The organism is Amycolatopsis sp. 3B14, assembly GCF_050958625.1.
Lineage (GTDB): Bacteria > Actinomycetota > Actinomycetes > Mycobacteriales > Pseudonocardiaceae > Amycolatopsis_E > Amycolatopsis_E thermoflava.
Genome location: NZ_JBHZEN010000003.1, coordinates 107,550 through 132,489 on the forward strand (window position 1 = coordinate 107,550; position 24,940 = coordinate 132,489).

Annotated in this window: 31 protein-coding genes and 1 riboswitch; of the genes, 18 read left to right on the forward strand and 13 right to left on the reverse strand. The window is 72.7% G+C overall.

Going from position 1 to position 24,940, the window contains the following annotated elements; all coding sequences use genetic code 11:
* Nucleotides 1-3 precede the first annotated feature (3 nt).
* Nucleotides 4-1,305 (forward strand): MFS transporter, encoded by a 1,302-nt coding sequence (locus ACCP09_RS01840; protein ID WP_433742733.1) that lies wholly within the window; start codon nt 4-6, stop codon nt 1,303-1,305.
* A complete protein-coding gene (locus ACCP09_RS01845) occupies nt 1,302-2,723 on the forward strand; it encodes a pyridoxal phosphate-dependent decarboxylase family protein (protein ID WP_433742735.1) in 1,422 nt (473 codons plus the stop codon). Before ACCP09_RS01840 ends, ACCP09_RS01845 begins: the two co-directional genes overlap by 4 nt.
* Here the strand turns inward: ACCP09_RS01845 and ACCP09_RS01850 are convergent.
* The 4 genes from ACCP09_RS01850 to mrf are packed head-to-tail and all read right to left on the reverse strand — an operon-like array spanning nt 2,720 to nt 5,401.
* Entirely contained in the window at nt 2,720-3,775 is a 1,056-nt protein-coding gene (locus tag ACCP09_RS01850; protein ID WP_433742737.1) for a GTP-binding protein, read from the reverse strand. The two genes, ACCP09_RS01845 and ACCP09_RS01850, sit on opposite strands and share 4 nt — an antisense overlap.
* Complete coding sequence (rpmF, locus tag ACCP09_RS01855) at nt 3,772-3,930, reverse strand: 50S ribosomal protein L32 (protein WP_017988073.1); 159 nt, start codon at nt 3,928-3,930, stop codon at nt 3,772-3,774. The genes ACCP09_RS01850 and rpmF overlap by 4 nt, the downstream gene beginning before the upstream one ends.
* The gene (locus tag ACCP09_RS01860) at nt 3,930-4,178 is read right to left on the reverse strand and encodes a type B 50S ribosomal protein L31 (RefSeq protein WP_017988074.1); all 249 of its coding nucleotides are present in this window, start codon (nt 4,176-4,178) and stop codon (nt 3,930-3,932) included. The genes rpmF and ACCP09_RS01860 overlap by 1 nt, the downstream gene beginning before the upstream one ends.
* A complete protein-coding gene (gene mrf, locus ACCP09_RS01865; RefSeq protein ID WP_433742740.1) occupies nt 4,175-5,401 on the reverse strand; it encodes a ribosome hibernation factor-recruiting GTPase MRF in 1,227 nt (408 codons plus the stop codon). The genes ACCP09_RS01860 and mrf overlap by 4 nt, the downstream gene beginning before the upstream one ends.
* Nucleotides 5,402-5,451: 50 nt before the next feature.
* Between mrf and rpmB the strand changes: the two genes are divergently transcribed.
* From rpmB to cobA, 6 genes are all read left to right on the forward strand, one after another.
* Entirely contained in the window at nt 5,452-5,688 is a 237-nt protein-coding gene (gene rpmB, locus ACCP09_RS01870; protein WP_020418487.1) for a 50S ribosomal protein L28, read from the forward strand.
* Nucleotides 5,688-5,852: a 50S ribosomal protein L33 gene (rpmG, locus tag ACCP09_RS01875; RefSeq protein WP_017988077.1), complete on the forward strand. Its 165-nt coding sequence runs from the start codon at nt 5,688-5,690 to the stop codon at nt 5,850-5,852. The genes rpmB and rpmG overlap by 1 nt, the downstream gene beginning before the upstream one ends.
* A complete protein-coding gene (rpsN, locus tag ACCP09_RS01880; protein ID WP_123682398.1) occupies nt 5,852-6,157 on the forward strand; it encodes a 30S ribosomal protein S14 in 306 nt (101 codons plus the stop codon). The genes rpmG and rpsN overlap by 1 nt, the downstream gene beginning before the upstream one ends.
* Nucleotides 6,154-6,402 (forward strand): 30S ribosomal protein S18, encoded by a 249-nt coding sequence (gene rpsR, locus ACCP09_RS01885; RefSeq protein WP_017988079.1) that lies wholly within the window; start codon nt 6,154-6,156, stop codon nt 6,400-6,402. The genes rpsN and rpsR overlap by 4 nt, the downstream gene beginning before the upstream one ends.
* 47 nt (nt 6,403-6,449) lie before the next feature.
* Nucleotides 6,450-6,839, forward strand: a complete 390-nt coding sequence (locus tag ACCP09_RS01890) for an ankyrin repeat domain-containing protein (RefSeq protein ID WP_433742744.1) — start codon at nt 6,450-6,452, stop codon at nt 6,837-6,839.
* A 394-nt stretch (nt 6,840-7,233) separates the two neighbouring features.
* Nucleotides 7,234-8,463: a uroporphyrinogen-III C-methyltransferase gene (cobA, locus tag ACCP09_RS01895; protein WP_433742746.1), complete on the forward strand. Its 1,230-nt coding sequence runs from the start codon at nt 7,234-7,236 to the stop codon at nt 8,461-8,463.
* 31 nt (nt 8,464-8,494) lie between these two features.
* Here the strand turns inward: cobA and ACCP09_RS01900 are convergent, their stop codons facing one another.
* Nucleotides 8,495-9,322 carry an alpha/beta fold hydrolase gene (locus ACCP09_RS01900; RefSeq protein WP_157360576.1) on the reverse strand — a complete coding sequence of 276 codons (828 nt, stop codon included), beginning with the start codon at nt 9,320-9,322 and terminating at the stop codon, nt 8,495-8,497.
* Nucleotides 9,323-9,402: 80 nt separating this feature from the next.
* Between ACCP09_RS01900 and ACCP09_RS01905 the strand changes: the two genes are divergently transcribed.
* Nucleotides 9,403-10,245 carry a crotonase/enoyl-CoA hydratase family protein gene (locus ACCP09_RS01905; protein WP_433742748.1) on the forward strand — a complete coding sequence of 281 codons (843 nt, stop codon included), beginning with the start codon at nt 9,403-9,405 and terminating at the stop codon, nt 10,243-10,245.
* Nucleotides 10,246-10,256: 11 nt separating this feature from the next.
* On the forward strand, nt 10,257-11,969 hold the full coding sequence (locus tag ACCP09_RS01910; protein ID WP_433742749.1) for an AMP-binding protein: 1,713 nt from the start codon (nt 10,257-10,259) through the stop codon (nt 11,967-11,969).
* A gap of 33 nt (nt 11,970-12,002) precedes the next feature.
* Here ACCP09_RS01910 and ACCP09_RS01915 read toward each other — a convergent pair whose 3' ends face one another.
* Nucleotides 12,003-12,473: a hypothetical protein gene (locus ACCP09_RS01915; RefSeq protein ID WP_433742751.1), complete on the reverse strand. Its 471-nt coding sequence runs from the start codon at nt 12,471-12,473 to the stop codon at nt 12,003-12,005.
* Nucleotides 12,474-12,628: 155 nt separating this feature from the next.
* On the opposite strand from ACCP09_RS01915, the gene ACCP09_RS01920 reads away from it, so the two are divergent.
* The 7 genes from ACCP09_RS01920 (at nt 12,629) to ACCP09_RS01950 (ending at nt 17,215) form a co-directional block, all read left to right on the forward strand.
* Nucleotides 12,629-12,832, forward strand: a complete 204-nt coding sequence (locus ACCP09_RS01920; RefSeq protein ID WP_433742753.1) for a hypothetical protein — start codon at nt 12,629-12,631, stop codon at nt 12,830-12,832.
* A 365-nt stretch (nt 12,833-13,197) separates the two neighbouring features.
* A complete protein-coding gene (locus ACCP09_RS01925) occupies nt 13,198-13,809 on the forward strand; it encodes a CDP-alcohol phosphatidyltransferase family protein (protein ID WP_027930358.1) in 612 nt (203 codons plus the stop codon).
* A gap of 57 nt (nt 13,810-13,866) precedes the next feature.
* Complete coding sequence (gene gcvH / locus ACCP09_RS01930; RefSeq protein ID WP_027930357.1) at nt 13,867-14,250, forward strand: glycine cleavage system protein GcvH; 384 nt, start codon at nt 13,867-13,869, stop codon at nt 14,248-14,250.
* A 104-nt stretch (nt 14,251-14,354) separates the two neighbouring features.
* Nucleotides 14,355-14,819: a glycogen accumulation regulator GarA gene (gene garA / locus ACCP09_RS01935; RefSeq protein ID WP_017988089.1), complete on the forward strand. Its 465-nt coding sequence runs from the start codon at nt 14,355-14,357 to the stop codon at nt 14,817-14,819.
* Entirely contained in the window at nt 14,816-15,568 is a 753-nt protein-coding gene (gene ftsR / locus ACCP09_RS01940) for a transcriptional regulator FtsR (RefSeq protein ID WP_037322497.1), read from the forward strand. The genes garA and ftsR overlap by 4 nt, the downstream gene beginning before the upstream one ends.
* Before the next feature lie 248 nt (nt 15,569-15,816).
* The gene (locus ACCP09_RS01945) at nt 15,817-16,290 is read left to right on the forward strand and encodes a bifunctional nuclease family protein (protein WP_017988091.1); all 474 of its coding nucleotides are present in this window, start codon (nt 15,817-15,819) and stop codon (nt 16,288-16,290) included.
* Between the two features lie 358 nt (nt 16,291-16,648).
* A complete protein-coding gene (locus tag ACCP09_RS01950; protein WP_027930355.1) occupies nt 16,649-17,215 on the forward strand; it encodes a MerR family transcriptional regulator in 567 nt (188 codons plus the stop codon).
* A gap of 42 nt (nt 17,216-17,257) precedes the next feature.
* Nucleotides 17,258-17,358, forward strand: a riboswitch (glycine riboswitch).
* Nucleotides 17,359-17,519: 161 nt separating this feature from the next.
* Here the strand turns inward: ACCP09_RS01950 and ACCP09_RS01955 are convergent.
* On the reverse strand, nt 17,520-17,882 hold the full coding sequence (locus ACCP09_RS01955) for a nuclear transport factor 2 family protein (protein ID WP_433742757.1): 363 nt from the start codon (nt 17,880-17,882) through the stop codon (nt 17,520-17,522).
* Nucleotides 17,883-18,006: 124 nt separating this feature from the next.
* On the opposite strand from ACCP09_RS01955, the gene ACCP09_RS01960 reads away from it, so the two are divergent.
* Nucleotides 18,007-18,777, forward strand: a complete 771-nt coding sequence (locus ACCP09_RS01960; RefSeq protein WP_027930353.1) for a helix-turn-helix transcriptional regulator — start codon at nt 18,007-18,009, stop codon at nt 18,775-18,777.
* Here ACCP09_RS01960 and ACCP09_RS01965 read toward each other — a convergent pair.
* From ACCP09_RS01965 to ACCP09_RS01990, 6 genes are all read right to left on the reverse strand, one after another.
* Nucleotides 18,755-19,117, reverse strand: a complete 363-nt coding sequence (locus tag ACCP09_RS01965) for a hypothetical protein (RefSeq protein ID WP_433742759.1) — start codon at nt 19,115-19,117, stop codon at nt 18,755-18,757. The genes ACCP09_RS01960 and ACCP09_RS01965 overlap by 23 nt on opposite strands.
* 154 nt (nt 19,118-19,271) lie before the next feature.
* Nucleotides 19,272-20,231, reverse strand: coding sequence for a hypothetical protein (locus ACCP09_RS01970; protein WP_433742761.1), 960 nt, complete (start codon nt 20,229-20,231; stop codon nt 19,272-19,274).
* A 612-nt stretch (nt 20,232-20,843) separates the two neighbouring features.
* A complete protein-coding gene (locus ACCP09_RS01975) occupies nt 20,844-21,707 on the reverse strand; it encodes a 3-methyladenine DNA glycosylase (RefSeq protein ID WP_433742917.1) in 864 nt (287 codons plus the stop codon).
* Nucleotides 21,707-22,750 (reverse strand): hemolysin family protein, encoded by a 1,044-nt coding sequence (locus ACCP09_RS01980; protein ID WP_027930349.1) that lies wholly within the window; start codon nt 22,748-22,750, stop codon nt 21,707-21,709. The genes ACCP09_RS01975 and ACCP09_RS01980 overlap by 1 nt, the downstream gene beginning before the upstream one ends.
* On the reverse strand, nt 22,747-24,078 hold the full coding sequence (locus ACCP09_RS01985; protein WP_433742763.1) for a hemolysin family protein: 1,332 nt from the start codon (nt 24,076-24,078) through the stop codon (nt 22,747-22,749). Before ACCP09_RS01985 ends, ACCP09_RS01980 begins: the two co-directional genes overlap by 4 nt.
* A 191-nt stretch (nt 24,079-24,269) precedes the next feature.
* Entirely contained in the window at nt 24,270-24,863 is a 594-nt protein-coding gene (locus ACCP09_RS01990) for a TetR/AcrR family transcriptional regulator (protein WP_017988099.1), read from the reverse strand.
* Between the last annotated feature and the right edge of the window lie 77 nt (nt 24,864-24,940).

Genomic DNA, 24,940 nt, shown 5'->3' on the forward strand with positions numbered 1-24,940 from the left:
ACCATGGTCGCCCTACCGGCCAAGACCAGGCTCGGCTACTCCGCCGGGTCGTTCGTCACCGGCGCGTTCGGCACGGTGCCCGGCCTGTTGCTGTTGCCCTACCTCACCGACACGATGGCGGTGCCGGGCGCGGTCGCCGGGGCCATCGTGCTCGTGCCGAAGGCGTGGGACGTCGTGTTCAACCCGGTCGCCGGGCGGTTGTCCGACGCGAGCCTGAACCGGCGGGGGAGCAGGCGGCCGTTCCTGCTGTCCGGCGGGCTCGGCGTCGCGGTGCTGTTCGCCGCGATCTTCGCCCACCCCGGGTTCGGCAGCACCCCGCTGGACGCCGGGTACGTGGTGCTCGCGTTCTTCCTGTGCGCCACCGCGTTCGCCTTCTTCCAGGTGCCCTACAACGCGCTGCCCGCCGAGCTGACCGACAACTACGACGAGCGCACCCGCCTGACCAGCTGGCGCATCGGCCTGCTCGCGATCGCGATCCTGGTCTCCGGCGGCGGCGCCCCCGAGATCACCAACCAGATCGGCGGAGTCAGCGGCTACCGGGTCATGGGGATCGTGATGGGCGCGATCATGGTGCTCGGCACCGTCGCGGTGTTCCTCGGCACCCGGGGTGCGCCGGTCGGCAACCTGCGCCCGCCGACGCCGGGCTGGCGCGAGCTGCTCGCCACGATGCGGCAGTGGCGCGCCTTCCGGTGGCTGCTGGGCGTCTACTTCGTCCAGTCGCTCGGCCTGGCCACCCTGCTGGCCGGGGTCAACTACGCGTCCCGGTACGTGTTCGGCGACGCGGACCTGCAGACCTACCTGTTCGTCGGGTTCGTGCTGCCCGCGCTGGTCACCATGCCGCTGTGGCCACGCATCGGCGCGCGCTGGGGCAAGCTGTGGGGCTTCCGGTTCGCCTGCATCGCCTTCGGCGTCGCGTGCGCGGGCCTGTGCGCGGCGCTGGTGCTGCCGGTCGGCGTGTCGTTCGTCTTCGTCGCACTCGCCGGAGTCGGCTACGCCGGGATCCAGGTGTTCCCGCTGGCGATCCTGCCCGACCTGATCAGCGCCGAGGAGGAGCGCACCGGCGCCACCCGCGCCGGCGTCACCGCCGGCGTGTGGACCGCCTCGGAGACTCTCGGCCTGGCGCTGGGACCGGGCCTGTTCGGGCTGGTGCTGACCGCGGGCGGGTACGTGTCCAGTGTGGACGCCTCCGCCGTGCAGCCGGACAGCGCGGTCACCGCGATCCTGCTTGGGTTCGCGCTGCTGCCCGGGATCCTCGTGCTGGCCGGCCTGCCGTTGCTGCGCCGCTCGATCCTGGAGCCGCGATGAGGCCCGCCCGCGAGGTGCTCGCCCAGCTGCGGGAGCTGCGCGCCGGCGACCTGCCCACCCATGGCGGCCGCACCCTGGCCTACGTCTACGACAGCGGACTGTCCGGTGTGGACGAGCTGGCCGCGCAGGCGCACGCGCTCGCCTCCTCCGCCAACGGCCTCGACCCGACCGCGTTCCCCAGCCTGCGCCGCCTGGAGAACGACCTGGTCGCCGCCACCGCGCGCCTGGTCGGCGGGACCCCGTCCACGGTCGGCGCGGTGACCTCCGGCGGCACCGAGTCGTGCCTGCTCGCGGTGCTCGCCGCGCGCGAGGGCCGCCCCGATGTCGCCGAGCCGAGCATCGTGCTGCCCTCGACCGCGCACGCCGCGTTCCACAAGGCCGCGCACCTGTTCCGGGTGCGGCCCGTGGTGGTGCCGGTCGACCCGGTGACCTTCCGCGCCGACCCGGACGCCATGGCCGCCGCGATCGACGACACGACGGTGCTCGTCGTCGCCGGCGCCCCGTCCTACGCGCACGGCGTGATCGACCCGGTCGCGCCGATCGCCGCCGCGGCCGCGGCGCGGGGCGTGCGCATGCACGTGGACGCCTGCATCGGCGGCTGGGTCCTGCCGTACTTCCGCCGCCTCGGCAGGCCGGTGCCCGAGTTCGGGTTCGGCGTCGAGGGCGTCACCAGCGTCTCGGTCGACCTGCACAAGTACGCGTACTGCCCGAAGGGTGTGTCGGTGCTGCTGCACGCCGACGCTGAGCTGCGGCGCGGGCACTACTTCGCCAGCGCGGACTGGCCCGGCTACACGATGCTCAACAGCACCATCCAGTCCACCCGCTCCGGCGGCCCGCTCGCCGCCGCGTGGGCCGTGGTGCAGCACCTCGGCGACGACGGCTACCTGGAACTCGCCCGGCAGACGCTGGCCGCGGTGACGGCCAGCGCCGACGGCATCCGGAGCATCGACGGTCTGCGGTTGCTCGCCGAACCGGACTCGACCCTGATCGCGCTCGCCGCCGGCGACGACAGCTTCGACCTGTTCACGGTCGCCGACGAGATGCGGGCCCGCGGCTGGTACGTGCAGCCGCAGTTCGCCCACGGGTCCTCGCCGGTAAACCTGCACCTCACCGTCACCGCCGCGAACCGGGGCGGCGAGGCCGGGTTCCTCGCCGACCTCGCCGCCTCGGTCGCCGCCGCCCGGGAGGCCGGACCGGTGACGGTGGACGAGAACGTGGCCGCGTTCGTCGCCGCCCTCGACCCGGACACGCTGACCGGCGAGCAGTTCGAAGGCCTGCTCACCGCCGCCGGGATGGGCGGTGGCGCGGGACTGCCCGACCGGATGGCCGGGATCAACGCCCTGCTCGGCGCCGCCACCCCGGCCCTGCGGGAACGCCTGCTGCGCGAGTTCCTCGGAATGCTCTACCGGCCGGACTAGTGCGCCGCGTGGTCGTGCGGCTCCCACGCGGGGAACGGGTCCGGGCCGGCCTCCTCGCCGAGGCAGCTCTCCAGTGCGGCCGTCAGCGCCGCGTGGTCCAGGCCCGTCCCGATGAACACCAGCTCCTGCCGCGCCGGACCGCTGCCCTGCGGTTCGAACCGCGCCACCGAACCGGCCTGCGACCACAGGCCCACCACCCCGGGGCGGGACGCCAGCGCGAAGAACCCCTTGGAGCGCAACACCTTCCCGAACCGGCCGGAGTCCAGGTCCCGCGTCACGAATGACCACAGCCGCTCCGGCGCGAACGGCCGCGAGGCCCGGAACACGACGCTGGAGATGCCGTACTCCTCGGTTTCCGGCACGTGGTCGCCGTTCAGCTCCGCCACCCAGCCGGGCGCCTGCTGGGCCCGCTCCAGGTCGTAGCGCCCGGTCCCGAGCACCTCCCGCACCGGCACCTTCCCGAAGCCGGCGCGGATCACCTCCGCCGCCGGGTTGAGCCGCCGCAGCAGCGCGTCCAGCCGGACCAGCTCCTCCTCGCCGACGAGGTCGGTCTTGTTCAGCAGCAGCACGTCGGCGAACTCGACCTGGTCGATCAGCAGGTCGCTGACGGTCCGTTCGTCACCCTCGTACTGGTCCAGGGCCCGCGCGGCCAGCTCGTCGCCGCGGTCCAGCTCGCGGGTGAAGTTCACCGCGTCCACCACGGTCACCATGGTGTCCAGCCGCGCCCGCGGCAGGAACGTGAACGTCGCCGCGACCGGCATCGGCTCGGAGATCCCGCTCGACTCGATCAGCACGTGGTCGAACCGGCCCTCGTCGCAGAGCCGGCGCACCTCCTCCAGCAGGTCGTCCCGCAGGGTGCAGCAGATGCACCCGTTGGTCATCTCGACCAGCCGCTCTCGCGTGCGGACGAGCGCGGCGTCGATGTTGACCTCGCTCATGTCGTTGACGATCACCGCGACCCGCGTGCCGTCGGTGTTGCCCAGCACGTGGTTGAGCACCGTCGTCTTGCCCGCGCCGAGGAACCCGGACAGGACGGTGACCGGGAGCGTCACCGCGCCAGCCGGTGAAAGTGGCCGAGCAGCCTGCGCGGCACCAGCTGCTCCTTGCCGTCGATCACCACCGGCACCAGATCCGGCTTCACGGCCTTCCACTGGGCGCGGCGGTGCCGGGTGTTGCTGCGCGAGGTCTTGCGCTTGGGAACGGCCATCACTTCCGCCTTCCGTAGCGGCGGTGGAACTTCTCCACCTGGCCCGCGGTGTCCATGATCCGGCGCGCGCCCGTCCAGAACGGGTGCGACCACGCGCTGACGTCGACGAGCACGAGCGGGTAGGTGTTGCCGTCGCTCCACTCGATCGTCTTGTCCGAGGTGATCGTCGAGCGCGTCAGGAACGCGTCGCCGGTCGCGGTGTCCTGGAACACCACCGGGTGGTAGTCGGGATGGATGCCCGGTTTCACTGCTTCTCCGTTCCGGACGTGACGTTCACGTCCTGCGTCTCGTCGGTGTCTTCGCACGGCTCCTCGTGCCAGGCGCCGAACGGGTCGTCGTAGGTCAGCCACTCCCGCTGCCCGGCCGCGAGCTCGGCGTCGGTGAGCAGCGCCCCGGACAGGGCGTCGTCGATCTCGGCCGGCGTGGCCTGATCCGTGACGACGAAGATCTCCGAGGCCCGGTCGCCGAACACCGGGTGCCAGCGCAGCGACGCCAGCGTCCGCCGCTCCGGGGACACGTCCGTCCACGCCGGACCGTCCGGCGCGTCCAGCCACGGCCCGGCGTGCCCGACGCCGAGGCCGCCGCCCGCCGACTCCAGCCACAGCGCCATGTCCGGCTGGCTGGCCACCCACACCCGGCCGCGGGTCCGCACCACCCCGTCGAGCAGCACGTCGAGCGCGTCGTGCAGGCGTTCCGGGTGGAACGGGCGCTGCGCGGTGAACAGCAGCGTCGCGACACCGCAGTCCGCGCCAAGCGGCGGCTCGCCGTGCAGGAGCGGGCCGTGCATGTCGGTCACCTCGCCGCGTCGCGCGTCCCGGGGAACCTCGGCCAGGCGCGAGGTCCGCAAGGCCGCGGGCGCGACCCGGTCCAGGACGGCCGCGGTCTTCGCGTCGGTCCAGGCGTCGGCCGTGCCGGTCAGCACGAGCACGTCGGCGAACTCGGCCTGGGACAACGCGACCTGCGCGACGGTCCGCTCGTCGTCCTGGCTCGCCTGCAGCCCGCGCTCCTCCAGGGTGTCGTCGCCGGTCGCGTCGGCCAGCCAGGAGCCGCGGTCCAGCACCGTGTGCACGCCGTCGATCGTCACGAAGTCGATCACCGGCCGGTCCCCGACGAGGACGTGCCGGATCGCCCAGCAGACCGGTTCCGGCTCCATCGCCTCGTCCAGCCGCACCACGATGTGCCGCACGCCGGGCGCGCCGGCGAGGCGGCGCAGCAGGGGGAGCAGGTCCTCCCGCAGCGTGCAGGACACGCAGCCGTGCGCGAGTTCCAGGACGGTCGTCTCGTCGCGGTCGCCCAGCCGGAGCCGCCGCCGCACGACGCCGCCGCGGATCTCGCGCAGGTCGTGGTGCACGACCGCGGTGCCGGGCCGGGCCGCGCGGGCCTGTTCGGCGAGGTCCGCGGTCGCCGCCGGGACGAGGCCGCTGATCAGGGTGAGGGGCACCCGGGTGGTGCCGGTCGTTTCGGGATCCACGCGTTGTAGAGTAGGTGATAATGAAAATCGATACCAACTAGGGAGGGTGGATGTCGGCGGTCTGCCAGGTCACCGGCCGCAAGCCGGGCTTCGGCAAGCAGGTGTCCCATTCGCACCGGCGGACGTCGCGGCGGTGGGACCCGAACGTCCAGCGACGGCGCTACTGGGTGCCGTCCGAGGGGCGCTGGGTCACGCTGCGGGTCTCGGCGAAGGGGATCAAGACGATCGACAAGCGCGGGATCGACGCCGTCGTGGCCGAACTGCGCGCGAAGGGGGTGAAGCTGTAGTGGCCCGCAACGACGTCCGGCCGATCATCAAGCTCCGCTCGACCGCGGGGACCGGCTACACGTACGTGACCAGGAAGAACCGGCGCAACGACCCGGACCGGATGGTGCTGCGCAAGTTCGACCCGGTGGTGCGCCGCCACGTCGAGTTCCGGGAGGAGCGCTGATGGCGAAGAAGTCGAAGATCGCCCGCGACGAGCAGCGGCGCGCCGTCGTGGCCCGCTACGCCGAGCGCCGGGCCGAACTGAAGGCGGTCGTGTCCTCACCGCGGTCCACTCCGGACGAGCGGGCGGCCGCGGTGGTGGCGCTGCAGAAGCTGCCCCGCGACGCCAGCCCCACGCGGCTGCGCAACCGCGACACCGCCGACGGCCGCCCGCGCGGCTACTTCCGCAAGTTCGGGCTGTCCCGGGTGCGGCTGCGCGAGATGGCCCACCGCGGCGAGCTGCCCGGCGTGTCGAAGTCGAGCTGGTGAGCGCCGTGCCCAAGTACGTCAAGGACCGGCCCGGCCGCCGTCGCCGCAACCTGCTCGCCGAGGCGGACGTGTCCGTTGTGGACTGGAAGGACGTGGACCTGCTGCGCAAGTTCATCTCCGACCGCGGCAAGATCCGCGCCCGGCGGGTGACGGGCTTGTCGCCGACGCAGCAGAAGCAGGTGGCCCAGGCCATCAAGAACGCGCGCGAAATGGCCTTGCTGCCGTACCCTTCGTCGGCGCGCTGACCCGGTGCGGGCCGTCCGGCCGGACGGCCCGCACTAGGGTCGACGTCATGAGCGAGCCGTCCGACGAGATGATCGAGCTGTGGAGCCGGGTCTTCCAGATGGCCAGGGAGGGGCAGACGGAGACGCTGGCCGCCTACGTCGACGCCGGCATCGCCGTCAACCTGACCAACGACCGCGGCGACACGCTCGTGATGCTGGCCGCCTACCACGGCCACGCCGGGACGGTCAAGGCGCTGCTCGACCGAGGCGCCGACCCGAACCGGCTCAACGACCGGGGCCAGAGCCCGCTGGCGGGCGCGGTGTTCAAGAACGACCCGGACGTGGTGAAGGCGCTGCTGGAGGGAGGCGCCGACCCGGCGGCGGGCACACCGTCGGCCGTGGACACCGCGCGCATGTTCGGCAACACGGAGATGCTGGGGCTTCTGGGGCTCGCCTAGAAGCTTGCCGAACGGTGCGGGACAAGGACCGAAGCCGTTGGGCTCATCGTTACTTCGGTAGCAGCGGCTCGACTCTGGCGGCCAGGTCCCGCGCCAGCGCCTTCCGGCCGTTCACGGTGGTGTCGGTAGCGTCCGGATCGGATCGCCGGAACTCCGCAAGTCCGTGCACGGGATCCAGGGTCAGGCCATTGCTGCCGAGGCCAGACTTCTGATCCGAATCCACGCCGGCCTGGAAGGGGCTCCCGCGAGCCGAGCAGGTCATCAAGCTGACCGGCTGGGGACGTTGCGGAACCACTCCGCTCGAGACCGGTGAGGAGCGCAGGCAATACGGAGTTGCTCACACTCCCGCAGCCCTGAGGTGTTTTCGCGCCACCGAGCAGGCATGCTTGTCCGCATGCCTGAAGACCAGCACTACCTCGTCGGCCTCGACCTCGCCGGGCGGCGCGTGGTGCTCGTCGGCGGCGGCACCGTCGCCCAGCGCCGGCTGCCCCGCCTGATCAGCGCCGGCGCCGCGGTCGAGCTGATCTCGCCGTCCACCACCCCGGCCGTCGGCGGCATGATCGACGCCGGCGAGGTCGTGTGGCACCAGCGCCGCTACGCCGACGGCGACCTCGACGGCGCGTGGTACGCCCTGGCCTGCACCGACGACCCCGAGGTCAACGCCGCGATCTGCGCGGAGGCCGAGCGGCGCCGCATCTTCTGCGTGCGCGCCGACGCCGGCATCGAGGGCACCGCCGTGACCGCCGCGGTCGGCCGCCACGAAGGCCTGGTCGTGGGCGTCCTCTCCGGCGGCCAGCCGCTGCGCTCGGCGGCGGTACGCGACAACATCGTCGAGGCCCTGCACACCGGCGCGATCGCCGACGACATCACCCCGCCGGACGCCGCCGAACTGCCCGGCGTCGCGCTCGTCGGCGGCGGCCCCGGCGATCCGGAGCTGATCACCGTCAAGGGCCGCAGGCTGCTGGCCCGCGCCGACGTCGTGGTGGCCGACCGGCTGGCCCCCCGCGAGCTGCTCGACGAGCTGCACCCGGACGTCGAGGTCGTGGACGCCGCCAAGATCCCCTACGGCCGCGCCGCCAGCCAGGACTTCATCAACGCCACCCTGATCGAACACGCCAAGGCGGGCAAGTTCGTGGTCCGGCTCAAGGGCGGCGACCCGTACGTGTTCGGCCGCGGGTTCGAGGAGCTGCTCGCGTGCGCCGAGGCGGGCGTGCCGGTGACCGTGGTGCCGGGCATCACCAGCTCGATCGCCGGCCCCGCGGCGGCCCGGGTGCCGGTCACCCACCGCGGGGTCGCCCACGAGGTCGTCGTCGTGTCCGGGCACGTCGCGCCGGACCACGAGAGCTCCCTGACCGACTGGTCGGCGCTGGCGAAGCTGCGCGGCACGATCGTGCTGATGATGGGCGTGGAACGGCTCGGCCAGTTCGCCGCCGCGCTGCTCGACGGCGGCCGCCCCGGCGACACCCCGGTCGCGGTCGTGGAGAACGGCACCATGCCCACCCAGCGCGTGCACCGCTTCACCCTGGCCACCGCGGCCGAGGACGCCAAGGCCGCCGGGGTGCGCCCGCCCGCGGTGATCGTGATCGGCCCGGTCGCCGGCCTGCTGCCGGACGACCTGCGCTGACCGCGGGCGCCGCGCCCGGGGCCGGAAGCCGTCAGGCGGCGTAGCAGCGCCGCACGAAGTCCAGGATCGCCGCGGTCAGCCGTTGCGGGTCGAACCGCAGCTCGACCGGGCTGCGCGCCTGCACGAACTCGGCCGCGGGCAGGTCGGCGGCCAGCGTGTCGGCGTCCCCGAACGGGTGAACCGGGTCGCGCTGGTGCCCGATCACCAGCGCGGGCACCTCGATCCGCTTGCGCACCGACCGGGGCGGCGCGATCCGGCCGAAGAACACGCCGTGCAGCAGCGCCGCCATCGACGCCGGCCGCTGGTCGAGCGTGTCGGTGACGACGTCCACCCACTGGCTGCCCTGCGGCACCAGGCCGGCCACCTTCGCCACCGCCTGCACCCCGAACGGCACGAACCGCGCCGCGAACAGCAGCGGCGTGAACGCCAGCAGGCCCGCGACGATCGCGTTGTCCAGCACCGGCATCTCCACCACGACCCCGCGCAGCCGCTCCGGCGCCTTGACCGCCGCCTCCAGCGCCACGTTCGCGCCGAGCGACGTCCCGCCGACCACGGCCCGGTCCACGTCCAGGTGGTCCAGCAGCGCCAGCACCTGGTCGCCGAAGGCCGGGATCGAGTAGTGCCACGACTCGCGCGGCCGGTCGGAGTCGCCGTGGCCGAGCAGGTCCAGCGTGACGACCCGGAACCCCTCGGCGGCGAGCCCGCGCGCCAGCGGCGCGTGCATCCGCCGGGTGAACATCAGGCCGTGGGCCAGCACGACCACGCGGTCGCCGGTGCCGAACTCGGTGTAGCAGAGCCGGTGGCCCTCGAAGGTGAACGCGGCGGCCAGTCCGGTGGTCTCCAGGGGACGGGTCAGCATGACGATCAGGAAACCACCCCCGGGGCGCCCCCGCACAGGCTTGTGCGCGGGATCGTGTCCGGATGCGTCAAGATGGCCGCATGACTGACACCGCCGACAAGCTCCCGGACCTGGTCTCGCTCGACGTCGAGCGGACCGGCCCGGTCGCCCGCGTGACCCTGCTCGGGCCGGGCAAGGGCAACGCGATGGGCCCGGACTTCTGGCGCGAGCTGCCGATCGTGTTCCGCACCCTGGACGCCGATCCCGCGGTCCGGGCGATCGTGCTGACCGGCAGCGGGAAGAACTTCTCCTACGGCCTCGACCTGCCCGCGATGATGGGTGGCTGGGCGCCGCTGCTCGCCGGCGACGCCCTGGCCGGCCCGCGCACCGAGTTCCTCCGCGAGATCCGGGTGCTGCAGGACAGCGTCACCGCGGTGGCGGAGTGCCGCACCCCGGTGATCGCCGCCGTGTCCGGCTGGTGCATCGGCGGCGGCGTCGACGTGATCGCGGCCGCCGACGTGCGGCTGGCCAGCGCGGACGCGAAGTTCAGCGTGCGCGAGGCGAAGGTCGCGATCGTGGCGGACCTGGGCAGCCTGCAGCGGCTGGCCGGGATCATCGGCGAGGGTCACCTGCGCGAGCTCGCCCTGACCGGCAAGGACATCGACGCGGCCCGCGCGGAGCGGATCGGCCTGGTCAACGACGTGTACGCCGACCAGGACGCGGTGCTGGCCGCGGCCGACGAGCTGGCTCGCGAGATCGCCGCCAACCCGCCGCTGGTCGTGCAGGGCGTCAAGGAGGTGCTGTCGCTCAACACCGAGCGGCAGGTCAGCGACGGGCTGCGTTACGTCTCCACCTGGAACGCGGCCTTCCTGCCCAGCAAGGACATCCAGGAAGCGGTGCGGGCGTTCATGGAGCGCCGGGCGCCCGAGTTCACCGGCGAGTGAGGAGCAACGCCATGAGCAGTGTCCATTCAGCCGCTCACCAGCGGTTCCGCGAGGCCCGCGACTTCCTGCTCGCGCACCGCGAGGACTACGACACCGCCTACCGCGACTTCGCCTGGCCGGAACTGGACGAGTTCAACTGGGCGCTGGACTGGTTCGACGTGGTCGCCGCCGATCCGGCCAACGCGGAGAAGTACGCGCTGTGGATCGTCGAGGAGGACGGCGGCGAGGGCCGCTGGACCTACCCCGAGATGGCGCGCCGCTCCAGCCAGGTCGCGAACTGGCTGCGCGGGCTCGGCGTCCGCCGCGGCGATCGCCTGATCCTCATGCTCGGCAACCAGGTCGAGCTGTGGGAGACGATCCTCGCCGCGATCAAGCTCGGCGCGGTGATCATCCCGGCGTCGACCCTGCTCGGCGCGGCCGACCTGCGGGACCGCGTGGACCGCGGCAACGCGCGGCACGTCGTGGTCCGGTCGGCGGACGTCGAGAAGTTCGCCGACGTCGCCGGCGACTACACGCGCATCGCGGTGGGGGAGCGGGCCGAGGGCTGGCACTCCTTCGCCGACGCCTATTCCGCGGAGGAATCGTTCACTCCGGACGGTCCCACCGCCGCCACCGACCCGCTGCTGCTGTACTTCACCTCCGGCACCACCGCCAAGCCGAAGCTGGTGCAGCACACGCACGTGTCCTACCCGGTCGGGCATCTGTCCACGATGTACTGGATCGGGCTCGAACCCGGCGACGTGCACCTGAACATCTCCTCGCCCGGCTGGGCGAAGCACGCGTGGAGCAACGTGTTCGCGCCGTGGAACGCCGAGGCGACGGTGTTCCTGTTCAACTACTCCCGCTTCGACGCCGGCGCGCTGATGACGCAGATGCAGCGGTGCGGGATCACCAGCTTCTGCGCGCCGCCGACGGTGTGGCGGATGCTGATCCAGGCCGACCTCGGCGCGCTGGAAACGCCGCCGGTCAAGGTGGTCGGCGCGGGCGAGCCGCTCAACCCGGAGGTGATCGACCAGGTCCGCAAGGCGTGGGGCGTCACGATCCGGGACGGGTTCGGCCAGACCGAGACCAGCGTGCAGATCGCCAACACGCCCGGCCAGGAGGTCAAGTCCGGGTCGATGGGCCGCCCCGTGCCCGGGTTCAAGGTGGTGCTGGTCGACCCGGTGAGCGGGCAGCCCGCCGAGGAGGGCGAGATCTGCCTCGACCTGACCGAGCGGCCGGTGGGGCTGATGGTCGGCTACGCCGACGACGAGGAGCGCACCGCGGAGGCGTTCCGCGGCGGCTACTACCACACCGGCGACGTCGGCTCGGTCGACGCGCGCGGCTACATCACCTACGTCGGCCGCACCGACGACGTGTTCAAGGCGTCGGACTATCGCATCTCGCCGTTCGAGCTGGAAAGCGTGCTGCTCGAACACGACGCGGTCGCCGAGGCGGCGGTGGTGCCCGCGCCGGACCCGATCCGGCTCGCCGTGCCCAAGGCCTACGTGGTGCTCGCGGCCGGGTACGAGCCGGATGCCGCCACGGCGGAGAGCATCCTGGCGTTCTGCCGCGATCATCTGGCGCCGTACAAGCGGATCCGGCGGCTGGAGTTCGCCGAGCTGCCGAAGACGATCTCGGGCAAGATCCGCCGCGTCGAGCTGCGCGGCAGGGAGCAGGCCGCGCCGGACTCCCGGCCGGCGGGCGAGTTCCGCGAGGACGACTTCCCGGGCTTGAAGGGGTGAGCGCGGGCCGCCCCCGGTCCCCGCCGGGGGCGGTTACTCCGCTTCGGTGACGCGAGCGAAGACGGTGTCCTCGCCGCGGCTGCACGTGGTGCCGCCCTGCGACGCGGGCGGGCCGGAGACGCACAGCCAGCCGTCGACGGTCTCGCTCACCGGGCGGCCCGACCCGGCAGGCTGCCGCCCGGCGATCGCCCGCTGGAACCGGGTCACCAGGTCGGTGGCCTGACCGCAGCTGAGGGTGCTCGTCGTGGTGTCCATGACCTGCAGGGTCAGGCCGCTCGCGGCCGGCACGGTGCCGCAGCCGTCCGCGCGTGCCCCGGTCGTGCCGGCCGAGGTGCTCGGCGCGGCGGTGGCCGTGCCCGCCGGGGTGCTCGCGGGCGCACTCGTCTGTGAGGCACTCGTCTGGGGTGCACTCGTCTGGGGTGTGACACCGGGCGTGGCGGAGCAGCCGGCCAGGACGCCGGCGGACAGGAGCAGCAGCGGCAGGACGCGGCGGGGTGCGGTCATCAGTGGTTGCCTCCTCGGCGGGAAAGTACCGTGACACCGGCGAAATCGCAGGCAGGACGCGCCCGCCGGAGCTCCACTGTGGACAATGATCCACCGGCCGGGTGAATAGTTGGCAGGCGGCTAACACTTCGCCCGCCTCGCGCGACACCACAGTCGTGTTGAGCACCGAGACCGCGACCGAGACGGATCCGCTTCCGACCGCCCCCTGCTCCGTCGTGTGGAGCCAGGGCCGCCCCTACGTCCTCGAGCCGGGGGCCGGGACCCTGCGCTGGGTGGGCACCGACCACCTGGGCCGCCCACTCATCCTCACCGGCGACGAACTCCGCCGCCGCGGCTGGACGCACCGCCGCGCGGGCTGACACCCCGCACACGAGGTCCCAGGACCGGCGGAGCCGGGTTCGGCGAGCGGTCGCGGGCCGAGCGCCTTGCCCGGCTGCCCGGCCTGCCGCGGAGGCGGGAGGCCGGGATCGCTCGGTTGCCGAGGCTGCATGCCGCCGGCCTGGTCGGGTTCCGCGAATGGCCGGGGCCGACGCCTCGCCCGGCGGCCCGCGGGCACAGGCCGCAAGCCCGCCGGTTCCACGGCGCTGCTCGGCCGCCGTCGGCCCGGCGGGCCGAGCCGCTTCCCGAACCGGCCGGCCCCGAGCCGCCGGGTCCGGCGGTCGCCACCACGGGACCGCCACTCCGAGGGTGAACCCGCCGCCGCCCCACCGATTAGGGTTACCCCGTGATCGAACCCCGCGCCGAGACGGCCGAGCCCAGCCTGCTGCGCCAGGCGTGGACCGTGCCGAACCTGCTGTCCCTGCTGCGGCTCGCGGGCGTCCCGGTGTTCCTGTGGCTCCTGCTCGGCCCGCGCGCCGACGGCTGGGCCCTGGCGCTACTGGTGTTCAGCGGCCTGTCCGACTGGCTGGACGGCAAGCTCGCGCGCTGGCTGGACCAGACGAGCCGCCTCGGGCAGTTGCTCGATCCGGCCGCTGACCGGCTCTACATCGTCGCGACGCTGATCGCCTTCCTGGTCCGCGGCATCGTGCCCTGGTGGCTCGTCGCGGTGCTCGTCGGGCGTGAGCTGCTGGTCGGGGTGGCCCTGCTGGTGCTGCGCCGCCACGACTACGCGCCGCCCGAGGTCACCTACATCGGCAAGGCCGCGACCTTCGTGCTGATGTACGCCTTCCCGTTCCTGCTGCTCACCCAGGGCGGCTCGACCGCGGCCGCGATCGCCCGGCCGATCGCCTACTCCTTCACCGCGTGGGGCACGGTGCTGTATGTGTGGTCGGGCGCGCTGTACCTGCTGCAGACCTTCTGGGCGGTCCGGCGTGCCAGAGCGGGCGGGCGGATGTAAGACTTCGCGCGAGCATCGCGACGCCACGCGCGAGCCGGGCAGGAAAGGGGACGTGGAGTGTCCGCGCCAGAAGAGTTGCGCTACACCGAGGAGCACGAGTGGGTGGCCACCCGTGACGGCGACGTGGTCCGGGTCGGGATCACCGAGTACGCGCAGGACCAGCTGGGTGACGTGGTGTTCGTCGACCTGCCCGAGGCCGGCAAGGCGGTGACCGCGGGGGAGCCGTTCGGCGAGGTCGAGTCGACCAAGAGCGTGTCCGAGCTGTTCGCCCCGGTCGACGGCGAGGTCGTCGCGGTCAACGACGCGGTGGGCGACTCGCCGGAGCTGATCAACAGCGACCCCTACGGCGAGGGGTGGCTCGTCGAGATCCGGGTGAGCGACGCCGACGCCGTGGCGGGGCTGCTCGACGCCGACGCCTACAACCGGCTGACCGCAGGCTAGGACCGCGTTTTGGGGGGAGCCGCGGGGGCCGAATCGATCAGGCACGGTACGTTGGCAGCCACAGGTTTTCAGCCAGCGACACATCAGTGGTGAGGAGAGCTCAGGTGAGCACCAACGACGGGCCCGGCGTTCCCCCGGAGCAGTCTCCGGAGCGGACCTCGGTCTTCCGGGCCGACTTCCTGGCGGACGTGGAGGGTCAGGAGGCGCCGACGCCGGAGCCTTCGGTCGCCGGTGTCGACGCGCTGCCGGCAGGCACGGCGTTGCTGGTGGTCAAGCGGGGCCCGAACGCCGGTTCGCGCTTCCTGCTCGACCGGGACACCACGAGCGCCGGGCGCCACCCGGACAGCGACATCTTCCTCGACGACGTCACGGTGTCCCGCCGTCACGCGGAGTTCCGCCGCGAGGGCGGGGAGTTCGTCGTCATCGACGTGGGCAGCCTGAACGGCACCTACGTCAACCGCGAGCCGGTCGACCAGGCGGTGCTCGCGGGCGGTGACGAGGTGCAGATCGGCAAGTTCCGCCTGGTCTTCCTGACCGGCCCGGGGCACGGGGGCCAGGGGGCGCGGTGACGGCTGCCGGGCGGCCACAGCGTGATGGACTGAGCATCGGGGCGGTGCTGGCGCAGCTGCGCCCGGACTTCCCCGATGTCACCATCTCCAAGATCCGGTTCCTCGAGTCCGAGGGGCTGGTCCGCCCGGGCCGGACCGCGTCCGGATACCGGCAGTTCTCCGCGGCGGACGTCGAGCGGCTGCGGTTCGTGCTGGCCGCGCAGCGGGACCACTACCTCCCGCTCAAGGTCATCAAGGAGCAGCTCGACGCCGCCGACCGCGGCCTGTCCGACGGCCAGGGCCTCGGCGGGAGGCTGCCGCGCAAGCTGGTCCCCATCCCGGCGACGCCGGGCCCAGGGGACGGGCTGCCCCGGCCCGACGACTTCGCGCCGGGCCGCGACGTCCGGCTGACCAGGGAGGACCTGCTCGCCGAGGCGGGCGTGGACAACTCCCTGCTCGCCGAGCTGGAGCAGTACGGCCTGATCCGCCCCGGCGCGGCCGGGTTCTACGACCCGGACGCGGTTCTGGTGGCCCGCACGGTCCGCGCCATGACGGAGTACGGCATCGAGCCGCGGCACCTGCGTGCCTTCCGCGCGTCGGCGGACCGCGAGGTCGGTCTGCTCGAGCAGATCGTCGCGCCCGTGTCACGGCAGCGTGACCCGGACGCCAAGGCGCGGGCGGACGAGCTGGCGCGGCAGCTGGCGGCACTGTCGGTGACGTTGCACACGCTGCTGGTCAAAGCGGGCATCCGGGACGTGACCGGCGGGTGAGCCCGGTGGTGCGGTTCTGGATCTCCGCTGGTCGTGGGTCGCGACGGTAATGACATGGTTTCGGGACTCCGCAGCGAGCCGCCGATGCCGTACCGTTGGTGATGGATTTGCCGGAACGGTCCACGCGACTGCCACACAGTCCCCGCGAACGAGCACGGTGCCGGGATGGCGGGTAGCGTCGGAGATGTCGATGCGGGGTCCTCGGACCAGCGCCGCGGCCCGCGCACACGAGAGGGAGGCGAAGCCCGATGAGCGAAATGCGCGTCGTCGGCGTGCGGGTCGAGTTGCCCGCGAACCAGCCGATCTTGTTGCTCCGGGAGGCGCAGGGTGAGCGGTACCTCCCCATCTGGATCGGGTCCGTGGAAGCCACCGCGATCGCACTCGAGCAGCAGGGCGTCCGCCCCGCGCGCCCGCTGACCCACGACCTCCTCAAGGAGGTCATCGGCGCGCTGGGCCGCGAGCTCGAACAGGTCGTGATCACGGACCTGCGCGAAGGCACGTTCTTCGCCGAACTGGTCTTCGACGGCAACGTGCGGGTGTCCGCGCGGCCGAGCGACTCGGTGGCGCTGGCCCTGCGCGTCGGGGTGCCGATCCACGCGGTGGACGCGGTGCTCGACGAGGCCGGGCTGATCATCCCGGACGAGCAGGAGGACGAGGTCGAGAAGTTCCGCGAATTTCTCGAATCCGTCTCGCCGGAGGACTTCCGCGGCGCGGACACCTGACCGCCCCGCCTCCGGCGGCGCCGAAGGGGTCTTCCCGGCTCGAGCACCGGCCGGGAGGGCCCCTTCGGCGCGTTCCGGGGTCTCCGCCGCCTTCGCGGCGAAAATTACCCGTCCGGGTAACCGTGGTCGGAGCGTCTTCACCGATCAACTCTCAAGACTGTGTGAAGGCGGGGCCGCGCGTCGCGTTGACCGGGCGCGCGCCCGCGCATACCGTCGATGGCGGTAAATCGCTTCGGTGTGATTCGGCCGCGGCGCGGTCACTGGGGCACCGGAGCGGTTCGCCACTGCCGCGGGTCCTACTCCAGGGCCCCGGGTGCTTGTTTCGACCGGCCGCACGGCCGGGCGAGGGGAGGCATGCGTGGTCGACGAAAGGCCGGTTCAGGTCGTGCCCGGGGAGCAGGGTGAGCTCTTCCCGGACTCGTCCCTGCCTGACGAGCTGGTCGGATACCGAGGTCCCGCGGCCTGTCAGATCGCCGGCATCACCTACCGGCAGCTGGACTACTGGGCGCGCACCGGGCTGGTCGCGCCGAGCATCCGCACGGCGCACGGTTCGGGTTCGCAACGGCTGTACTCGTTCAAGGACATCCTCGCCCTCAAGATCGTGAAGCGTTTACTCGACACGGGCGTCTCGCTGCAGAACATCCGTGTCGCCGTCGAGCACCTGCGCAAGCGCGGGGCACGCGACCTGGCGAAAGTCACCCTGGTCTCGGACGGCACCACCGTCTACGAGTGCACCTCGCCCGAGGAGATCGTGGATCTGCTCCAGGGCGGCCAGGGCGTGTTCGGCATCGCGGTGAAGGTCCCGATGCAGGAGATCAGCGGCACGATCCACGAGTTCCCGGCCGAGCGCGCCGACGGCGGCGAGATCGAACCGGTCGTTCCGGACGAACTCACGCAGCGCCGCAACGCACGCCGGACCGGATGATCGTCTCCCCGAACCGGGGAGTAGGGTACTGATCGCGGTCGCCGAAGCCGCGCGGGAGAGACCGGGCCACCACCAGCGCGCCCGGCGCCGAAGGAGCAAAGCCTCCCCGGAACCTCTCAGGCACCCTGGACCGCGCGGACGAGACGCCTCTGGAAAGCGGGCCGACGGGCACAACTACGTCCGGCCCCGCCGAAGGTGCAAACCCGGCTCAACACTCGGGTGAACCTCTCAGGCGCCCTCACGGGGCACGACAGAGTGGGGAGGGCCCGGAACTGGGGGTTCCGGGCCGGCCGGCGGATCCGCGTCAGCTGGGCACCTTGTCCAGGAAGCCCAGCACCCGAGCGATCCGGCCGTCCTCGACCACGACGACGTCGAAGCCGATCGCGAGCGGCTCGGCGGCGCCCGGCGCGCCCAGGTGCCACGTGAACCGGGCCTGGTCGTGGTGGCCGTCCACGGCGCCACCGAGGCTGAACTCCGGCCCCGCGAACTGTGCCTGCGCCGCGCCGATGAACTCGTCGATCGCGGCGGTGCCGCGCACCGAGCCGATCGGGTCGGTGAACAGCGCGTCCGGGGTGAACAGCTCCTCCACCAGCGCCCGGCGCTTGTCCGCGTCCGTCTCGTTCCAGACGTCGATGTAGCCCTGGGCGAGAGCGGTGTAGTCGGTCATCGGATTCCTCCTGATCGGTCGGTGTGACCTGATCACCATCGCCCGGATCGCGCGGCCCGTCGATTACGCGGGAGGTAATGGCGGCGCCGTGCGCGCGCCCCGTAACTTCGCACGGGTGACGACCATGCAGCGCCCCGTGGGCGAGCAGTTGCGGCAGTGGCGGGAACGCCGCAGGCTCAGCCAGCTCGACCTCGCCCTGTCCGCCGAGATCTCCACGCGCCACCTCAGCTTCCTGGAGAACGGCCGGTCCCAGCCGAGCCGGGAAATGGTGCTGCGCCTGGGAGAGCGGCTGGAGGTGCCGCTGCGGGAGCGCAACCGGCTGCTGCTGGCCGCCGGCTACGCGCCGGTGTTCCCGGAGACCCCGCTGCCCGACCTGGGCGCCGCGCTCGACGCCGTCCGGCACCTCCTCGCCGGGCACGAGCCGTACCCGGCCGTCGTCGTGGACCGCAACTGGGACCTCGTCGAGAGCAACAGCGGCATCACGCTGCTGACCGACCTCGTCGACCCCGCGCTGCTGGAACCGCCGGCGAACGTGCTGCGGATCGCGCTGCACCCCCGCGGCCTCGCCCCGCACGTGATCAACCTGGGGCAGTGGCGGGCCGAGCTGCTCGGCAGGCTGCGGCGGCAGGTGGAGATCACCGGCGACCCCGGTCTCGCGGACTTGCTGGCCGAGGTGAGCGGATACCCGTGCGACGACCCGGTGGACGAGGCCCCGGCCGGCTCGGTGTTCGTGCCGGTGCGGCTGCGTCGCGGCGACGCCGAGCTGACCCTGCTGTCCGTGGTGGCCACCTTCGGCACCGCGCTGGACGTCACGCTTGCCGAGCTGGTGATCGAGTCGTTCTACCCGGCCGACGCGGCCACCCGGGAGGTGCTCACCGGCCGACGGCCGGCGTGAGCGCGGCGCTGGTCACCCCGGTGTCCTGCGCCGCGCCCAGGCCCACCGCGCTGGCGAGCAGCCGGGCCGCGCCACCGGGCGCAGGGCGCAGCCGGACGAGCCCGCGTCCGGCGGCCACCACGAGCAGCGCGGTCCCGGCGGCGATGGCGACGACGGCGAGGCCCAGCCCCGCGGCGCCGAGGACGTCGAGGCGCGCGCCGGCGAGCGGGTCGCGGTACCAGCCGCCGATCGCTTCGCCGACCAGGTGGCTGCCGCCGCTGTTGATCAGCGTGCCGCCGCGCCGACCACTTGGCCGACTGGTCCACCACGCCGACGATCGCGAGCACGACGCGCCTGCCACCCATGAAGCTCCCTCGGCTCCGCTCCGGTCCGGGCGCGTCGAGTCAACCGGGGTGACCCGTGCGGTCACCGGTGCGCGAGCTGTGCGGCGACTGTGAGCCAGGATCGGCGGGGGCGTCCGTTGCGGGCAGTGGTTCGCCCCAGGGCGCGGTGCCCTAGGCGCCGGGGTTGAGCAGGCGGGTGAAGTCGGCCTGCTGCGCCGGTTCCTGGAGGTAGTTGCGGAACCTCTGGGAGGCGCGCTGCTGGACCTCGTCGACGTCCTCGGCGGTGAGCACCGCGCACGGGTAGTCGGCGCGGGCGTTGGCCGCGAGCGGCTCGGCCGGGGAGGTCAGCAGGGTGGGCCGGGCGGTGGTCAGCTCGGTGATCGTCGCCGTGGTCTCCGGGATCCAGACGGCGGGCTGGCCGCCGATCGAGTCGAGGTTGCCGCGGCCGGTGAGTGCCAGCAGGACGCGCTGGTCGTCGATGGCCTGGACCTGGACGTGGACGCAGTGCGCGTGCACCACGGTCCTCGCCTGGTTCCACCGCTCGGCGGCGGCGGTCACCGCGGGGGCCACCGACGGGGCGGCGACGACGTTCAGGTTGGAGTCGCCCTCGGCGCACGCGCTGGCCTGGGCCTCGGCCCGGTTGGCGACGATGCTGTCCGCCCAGCCCCAGCCGAGGATCCCGAGGACGAGGAGCACGACGAACACCCCGGCGACGATCGGCCACTTCGCGATGCCGCGCTTGGCCTCGCCGAGCACCCGGTGCGAGCCGGTGGCCTCGCCGGGCGCGACCCGGTGGGAGCCGGTGGATTCGCCGGCCCCGGCCCGGCGGCGGCCCAGTTGCGGGCGGCCGTCCACGGCGAGGATGCGGGTGCTGGTGCCCTCGCCCGCGCGCCGGTAGCCACTGGACTCACCCACCGCCCGGCGGCTGCCGGTGGTTTCGGTGGCGCTGACGGCGCGGCGGCTGCCGGTGGTTTCGGTGGCGCTGACGGCGCGGCGGCTGCCGGTGGTCTCGGTGGCGCCGACCGCCCGGCGGCTACCAGTGGCCTCGGAGGCGCTGACGGCGCGGCGGCTGCCGGTGGTTTCGGTGGCACCGACCGCCCGGCGGCTGCCGGTGGACTCAGAGGCACCCACGGCGCCCCTGCCAACCGTGGGCTCGGAAGCGCCCACGGCGCGGCGACTACCGGTCGCCTCGCCCGGGGCCGCCACCGAGCGGGCCCCTCGGAAGCCGGAGTTCACCGCACGGCGACTGCCTGTCGTCTCGCCGGGCGCGGCGAAACCGCGCGCGCGGCGACTGCCCGCCTCGACGGGAGGAGTCCGGCCGCCCGCGGGAACACCAGGGGCCACGCCGTGGGAAACACCGGGGGCCACGCCGCGGGATACACCGGGGGTCGCGCCGTGGGAAACACCGTGGGGAACACCGGGGGCCGCGCCGCGGGGAACGCCAGCGTCCGCGCCGTAGGGACCATCGCCAGGAGCACCGCCGGGCACGCGCTGGTACCCGCTCGCCGAGCCAGGATCCACCGGGAAGGCACCCACCGCCTCGCCCGGCCGCGGCGCCGCCTGCCGGTACCCCGTCGGCTCCCCAGCCTCAGGACGGCCGTGAGCGGGGTCGTCGCCCCTGCTGTGTCGCCCCATGCGTGCTCTTCCTCAACTCTCCGTGTGCTCCGACAAACGACGTTCACCCTAACAGGGGTTCGTCGTTAGCGAAACGTGATGAACCCACGAAAATCGCAGGACTGAGCGTTACTGCCCTTGTGCGAGGAGCGTCCGGCAGTGCTCGATCAGCCGAGCGCGCAGCGGCTCCGCCCGGGCGGCGAACGCCGCCTGGGCACGCGCGTACTCCGCCCGCCCTCGCGCGGTCTCGATCCGCACGGGGGAGTAGCCCAGTCCTGACAAATCGTACGGGCTCGCCCGCATGTCCAGTTCGCGGATCTCCACCGCCAGCTCGAAGCACTCCGCGACCAGCTCGGACGGCACGAACGGGTCGAGTTTGAACGCCGCCCGGTACAGGTCCATGTTCGCGTGCAGACAGCCCGGCTGCTCCAGCTCCACCTGCCGCTCCCGCGACGGCTCCAGCGCGTTGCGCGGCCGCGCGGGCGGGGTGAAGAACCGGAACGCGTCGTAGTGCCCGCAGCGCAGTTCCAGCGACTCGACGACGGTGTCGGTGCCGGACGCGCCCAGCCGCAGCGGCAGCTGGTTGTGCCGCACCTGCCCGGGCGCCTGCCGGTACACCATCGCCCATTCGTGCAGCCCGAAACAGCTCAGCCGCGGCGGGCGGGACGCGGTGGCCTCCAGCAGCACCAGCAACGCCCGCACCCTCGGCACCTGCTTGGCAGGGAGATCACCGAGCACCACGCCGCCCGCCGTCTCGCGGAACTCCGGCCGCGCCAGGAACTCCGAAGCGGCCCCCGCCAGCACCACACCCGGCCCCGGGCTCCACCGTTCCAGGTGCGCCGGGCGGTGCGGGTAGTACTGGAACAGGAAGTCGTGCACCGGGTGCTTCTCGCCCCGCGACCGGCGCTCCTGGTAGGGGCCGGTCCAGCGGCGGACCCGCGCGACGTGGTCGCGTTGCCGGGCCCGCCACTCGTCCTCGGCCAGAACCCGCATCACGCCGTCACGTGCGTCCCGTCGCGCACCGTGCCCACGTACTCCTCGACCAGGTCCTCCAGGGCGACCACGCCGATGATCGTGCCGTCCGCGCCGCGGGCGCGAGCCAGGTGGCTGCCCTCGCGGCGCATCGCGGACAGTGCCTCGTCGAGGCGGGCGTGTGCGGGCAGATCGGTCAGCGGCCGCGTCTTGTCCGCGGGCACCCGGCTCCCCGGGGCCTCGCCGATCTGGTCGAGCACGTCCTTGACGTGCAGGTACCCGATCAGCTCGCCGCCCGCCGACCGCAGCGGGTACCGCGAGAAGCCGGTCGACGAGACCGCTTCCTCGACGTCGCCCACCGTCGGCGTGCTCGGCAGCGTCGTCAGCTCGGCGGTGGGCACCAGGACGTCGGCGACGGTCTTCTCGACCGACGACAGCGTCTGGCTCAGCCGCTCGTGCTCGGACTGCTCCAGCAGGCCCTCGCGGCGCGATTCGGACAGCAGCTCGGCCAGCTCGTCGGAGGTGTAGGCGGTCTCCAGTTCGTCCTTCGGCTCCACCCGGACCAGCCGCAGCAGCGCGTTGGCCATCGCGTTGAGCAGCCAGATGAACGGGTTGGCGAGCTTGACCCACCCGACGTGGATCGGCACCAGCCACAGCGCCAGCCGCTCCGGCTCGGCGATGGCGAGGTTCTTCGGCACCATCTCGCCGATCAGCACGTGCAGGACGGTGATGAACGCCAGCGCGATCGCGAAGGACACCGTGTGCAGCACGACGTCCGGCAGGCCGAGCAGCCCGAACAACCCCTCGAGCTGGTGCGCCACCGCGGGTTCGCCGAGGCGGCCGAGGATCAGCGAGCAGATCGTGATGCCCAGCTGGGCGCCGGCGAGCATCTGCGACACGTGCTTGCTCGCGTTGATGACGATCCGCGCCCGGGTCTTGCCCTGTTCCAGCAGGGCCTCCAGCCGGTCGCGGCGCGAGGAGATCAGGGTGAACTCCGCGCCCACGAAGAACGCGTTCAGCAGCAGCAGGACGACGATCAGGAAGATCGCGAGCCAGTCGTTCACCGCGCCACCTCCGTCCGCCCGACCCGCGGCCGCAGGCTCACCTCGGCGATGCGCAGCCGGTCCATTTCGGACACCGTCAGGCACCAGCCGTCGACCTCGGTGGAGTCCCCGGGTTCGGGGATGCGGCCGAGCCGCTCCAGCATCAGGCCGGCGATGGTTTCGTAGTCGCCGTCGGGCATCCGGAAGCCGGTGACCTCGGTGACCTCGTCGGCGCGCAGCTGGCCGGAGACCAGCCAGGTGTCGGAGCCGACCTGCTGCGAGGACGGCGCCTCGCCGGTGTCGTGCTCGTCGCGGACGTCGCCGATGATCTCCTCGACCACGTCCTCCAGCGTCACCAGGCCGGCCGTGCCGCCGTACTCGTCGACGACCATCGCCACCTGGAAGCGCGAGTCCCGCAGCCGGGACAGCAGCGCGTCACCGGGCAGCGACTCCGGCACGGTGGGCACCGGCCGCATGATCGACGCGATCCGCGTGGTGCCCCGCTCGGCGGCGGGCACGGTGAACGCCTGCTTCACGTGCACCGCGCCCTGCACGTCGTCCAGGTCCTCGGTGTAGACCGGGAAACGGGAGTGGCCGGTGCGCCGGGACAGCTCGACGAGGTCGTTGATCGTGTCGCCGACCGTGAGCGACTCGACCTGCACGCGCGGGGTCATCAGCTCCTCCGCGGTGCGGTCGCCGAAGCGCAGCGACTTGTCCAGCAGCTGCGCCGTCGAAGTGTCGAGGGTGCCGCTTTCCGCGCTGGTGCGCACGATCGAGCCGAGCTCCTGCGGGGAGCGCGCCGAGCGCAGCTCCTCCTGCGGCTCGATGCCGAACTTGCGGACCAGCCAGTTCGCGCTGTTGTTCATGAGCGTGATCAGCCAGCGGAACAGCGCCGAGAACCGCGAGTGGTAGCCCATCACGGCCCGCGCGGTCTCCAGCGGCTTGGCCACCGCGAGGTTCTTGGGCGCCATCTCGCCCAGCACCATCGACAGGATGGTCGCCAGGAGCAGGGCGATGACGAGCGAGGCGCCCGCGGCGAAGCCGTCGGACATGCCGGCGGCGGTGAGCAGCGGGCGGACCAGGTTGCCGATCAGCGGCTCCGCGACGTACCCGGTGACCAGCGTGGTCAGCGTGATCGCGACCTGCGCGCCGGAGAGCTGGAACGACAGCGTCGAATGCGCCTTGCGGACGGTGCGCGCCCGCTTGTCACCGACCTGGCGGACGTGCGCCTCGACGGTGCTGCGCTCGAGCGCGGTGAGGGAGAACTCGGCGGCCACCGCGAGACCGGTGCCGACGGTGAGCAACACGAAGAAGAGGACTCCGAGAACGGAGAGGAGCACTTCCGTCATCGGCCGTCACGGTCCTGAACCGGGCCGGGGAGGTGCTCTGGCAAGCCGGGTCGATCACCCGGCTTCGTACTGTCACCAGGTGACTGCGCGTCGCGCACGAAAGAAGTCACTCCTTGGGAGTTGGCTGTGAATGTGTGCGCCATGATACCCGCCCGTGCGCGCGCACGAGGGCGTCGGCGCTGGTGAGCGTGTCAGGAGTCGGCCGAGGCGCGCACCCGGTGCCGCCGCACGCTTTCCTCCACGAGGTCGAGCACGGGGCCGAGGTCGTCGGCGGGCAGGCCCATCGCCAGGTGCGACACCAGGCCCTCCAGGACCAGTTCCAGGTAGGCGGTGAGGACGTCCACGTCGACGTCGTCGCGAAGGTTGCCGGCCTGGCGCTGCCACAGCAGGCGCTGCCGGGTGGCGGCGGTCAGCTGGTGCGAGCGCTCGGCCCAGCGGCCGCGGAACTCCGGGTCGGTGCGCAGCCGCCGGGAGACCTCCAGCCGCGTGCCCAGCCAGTCCGCGGGGTGGTCGCTGCCCTCGGCGAGCAGTTCGCGCATCACCTGCACCAGGCCCTGCTGGGCGACCACGTCGGCCATCCGGGCCGCGTCCTCCTCCGCGAGGGCGAGGAAGAGCGACTCCTTGTCACGGAAGTGGTGGAAGATCGCGCCGCGGGAGAGCCCGGTCGCTTCCTCCAGCCTGCGCACCGTGGCACCCTCGTAGCCGTACCGGGCGAAGCAGACGCGGGATCCGTCGAGGATCTGGCGCCTGCGCGCTTCGAGGTGGTCCTGGCTGACCCGGGGCATGGCTAGATCCTGACACCGCGGGCCCGGCTTTCGCAAACCGTACGTACTTACTGCAATTCTTACGGATGTGTTGCCGG

Bases quoted from the DNA above. Each gene is read 5' to 3' on its own strand.
- ACCP09_RS01975 (WP_433742917.1), bottom strand. From the start codon at position 21,707: ATGCGGGTTCTGGCCGAGGACGAGTGGCGGGCCCGGCAACGCGACCAC.
- rpsN (WP_123682398.1), top strand. From the start codon at position 5,852: ATGGCGAAGAAGTCGAAGATCGCCCGCGACGAGCAGCGGCGCGCCGTC.
- ACCP09_RS01845 (WP_433742735.1), top strand. From the start codon at position 1,302: ATGAGGCCCGCCCGCGAGGTGCTCGCCCAGCTGCGGGAGCTGCGCGCC.
- ACCP09_RS01840 (WP_433742733.1), top strand. From the start codon at position 4: ATGGTCGCCCTACCGGCCAAGACCAGGCTCGGCTACTCCGCCGGGTCG.
- ACCP09_RS01955 (WP_433742757.1), bottom strand. From the start codon at position 17,882: ATGACCGACTACACCGCTCTCGCCCAGGGCTACATCGACGTCTGGAAC.
- ACCP09_RS01985 (WP_433742763.1), bottom strand. From the start codon at position 24,078: ATGACGGAAGTGCTCCTCTCCGTTCTCGGAGTCCTCTTCTTCGTGTTG.
- rpmF (WP_017988073.1), bottom strand. From the start codon at position 3,930: ATGGCCGTTCCCAAGCGCAAGACCTCGCGCAGCAACACCCGGCACCGC.
- ACCP09_RS01900 (WP_157360576.1), bottom strand. From the start codon at position 9,322: ATGCTGACCCGTCCCCTGGAGACCACCGGACTGGCCGCCGCGTTCACC.
- ACCP09_RS01945 (WP_017988091.1), top strand. From the start codon at position 15,817: ATGAGCGAAATGCGCGTCGTCGGCGTGCGGGTCGAGTTGCCCGCGAAC.
- rpmB (WP_020418487.1), top strand. From the start codon at position 5,452: ATGTCGGCGGTCTGCCAGGTCACCGGCCGCAAGCCGGGCTTCGGCAAG.
- ACCP09_RS01960 (WP_027930353.1), top strand. From the start codon at position 18,007: ATGCAGCGCCCCGTGGGCGAGCAGTTGCGGCAGTGGCGGGAACGCCGC.
- ACCP09_RS01905 (WP_433742748.1), top strand. From the start codon at position 9,403: ATGACTGACACCGCCGACAAGCTCCCGGACCTGGTCTCGCTCGACGTC.
- ACCP09_RS01915 (WP_433742751.1), bottom strand. From the start codon at position 12,473: ATGACCGCACCCCGCCGCGTCCTGCCGCTGCTGCTCCTGTCCGCCGGC.
- ACCP09_RS01890 (WP_433742744.1), top strand. From the start codon at position 6,450: ATGAGCGAGCCGTCCGACGAGATGATCGAGCTGTGGAGCCGGGTCTTC.
- ACCP09_RS01990 (WP_017988099.1), bottom strand. From the start codon at position 24,863: ATGCCCCGGGTCAGCCAGGACCACCTCGAAGCGCGCAGGCGCCAGATC.
- ACCP09_RS01910 (WP_433742749.1), top strand. From the start codon at position 10,257: ATGAGCAGTGTCCATTCAGCCGCTCACCAGCGGTTCCGCGAGGCCCGC.
- cobA (WP_433742746.1), top strand. From the start codon at position 7,234: ATGCCTGAAGACCAGCACTACCTCGTCGGCCTCGACCTCGCCGGGCGG.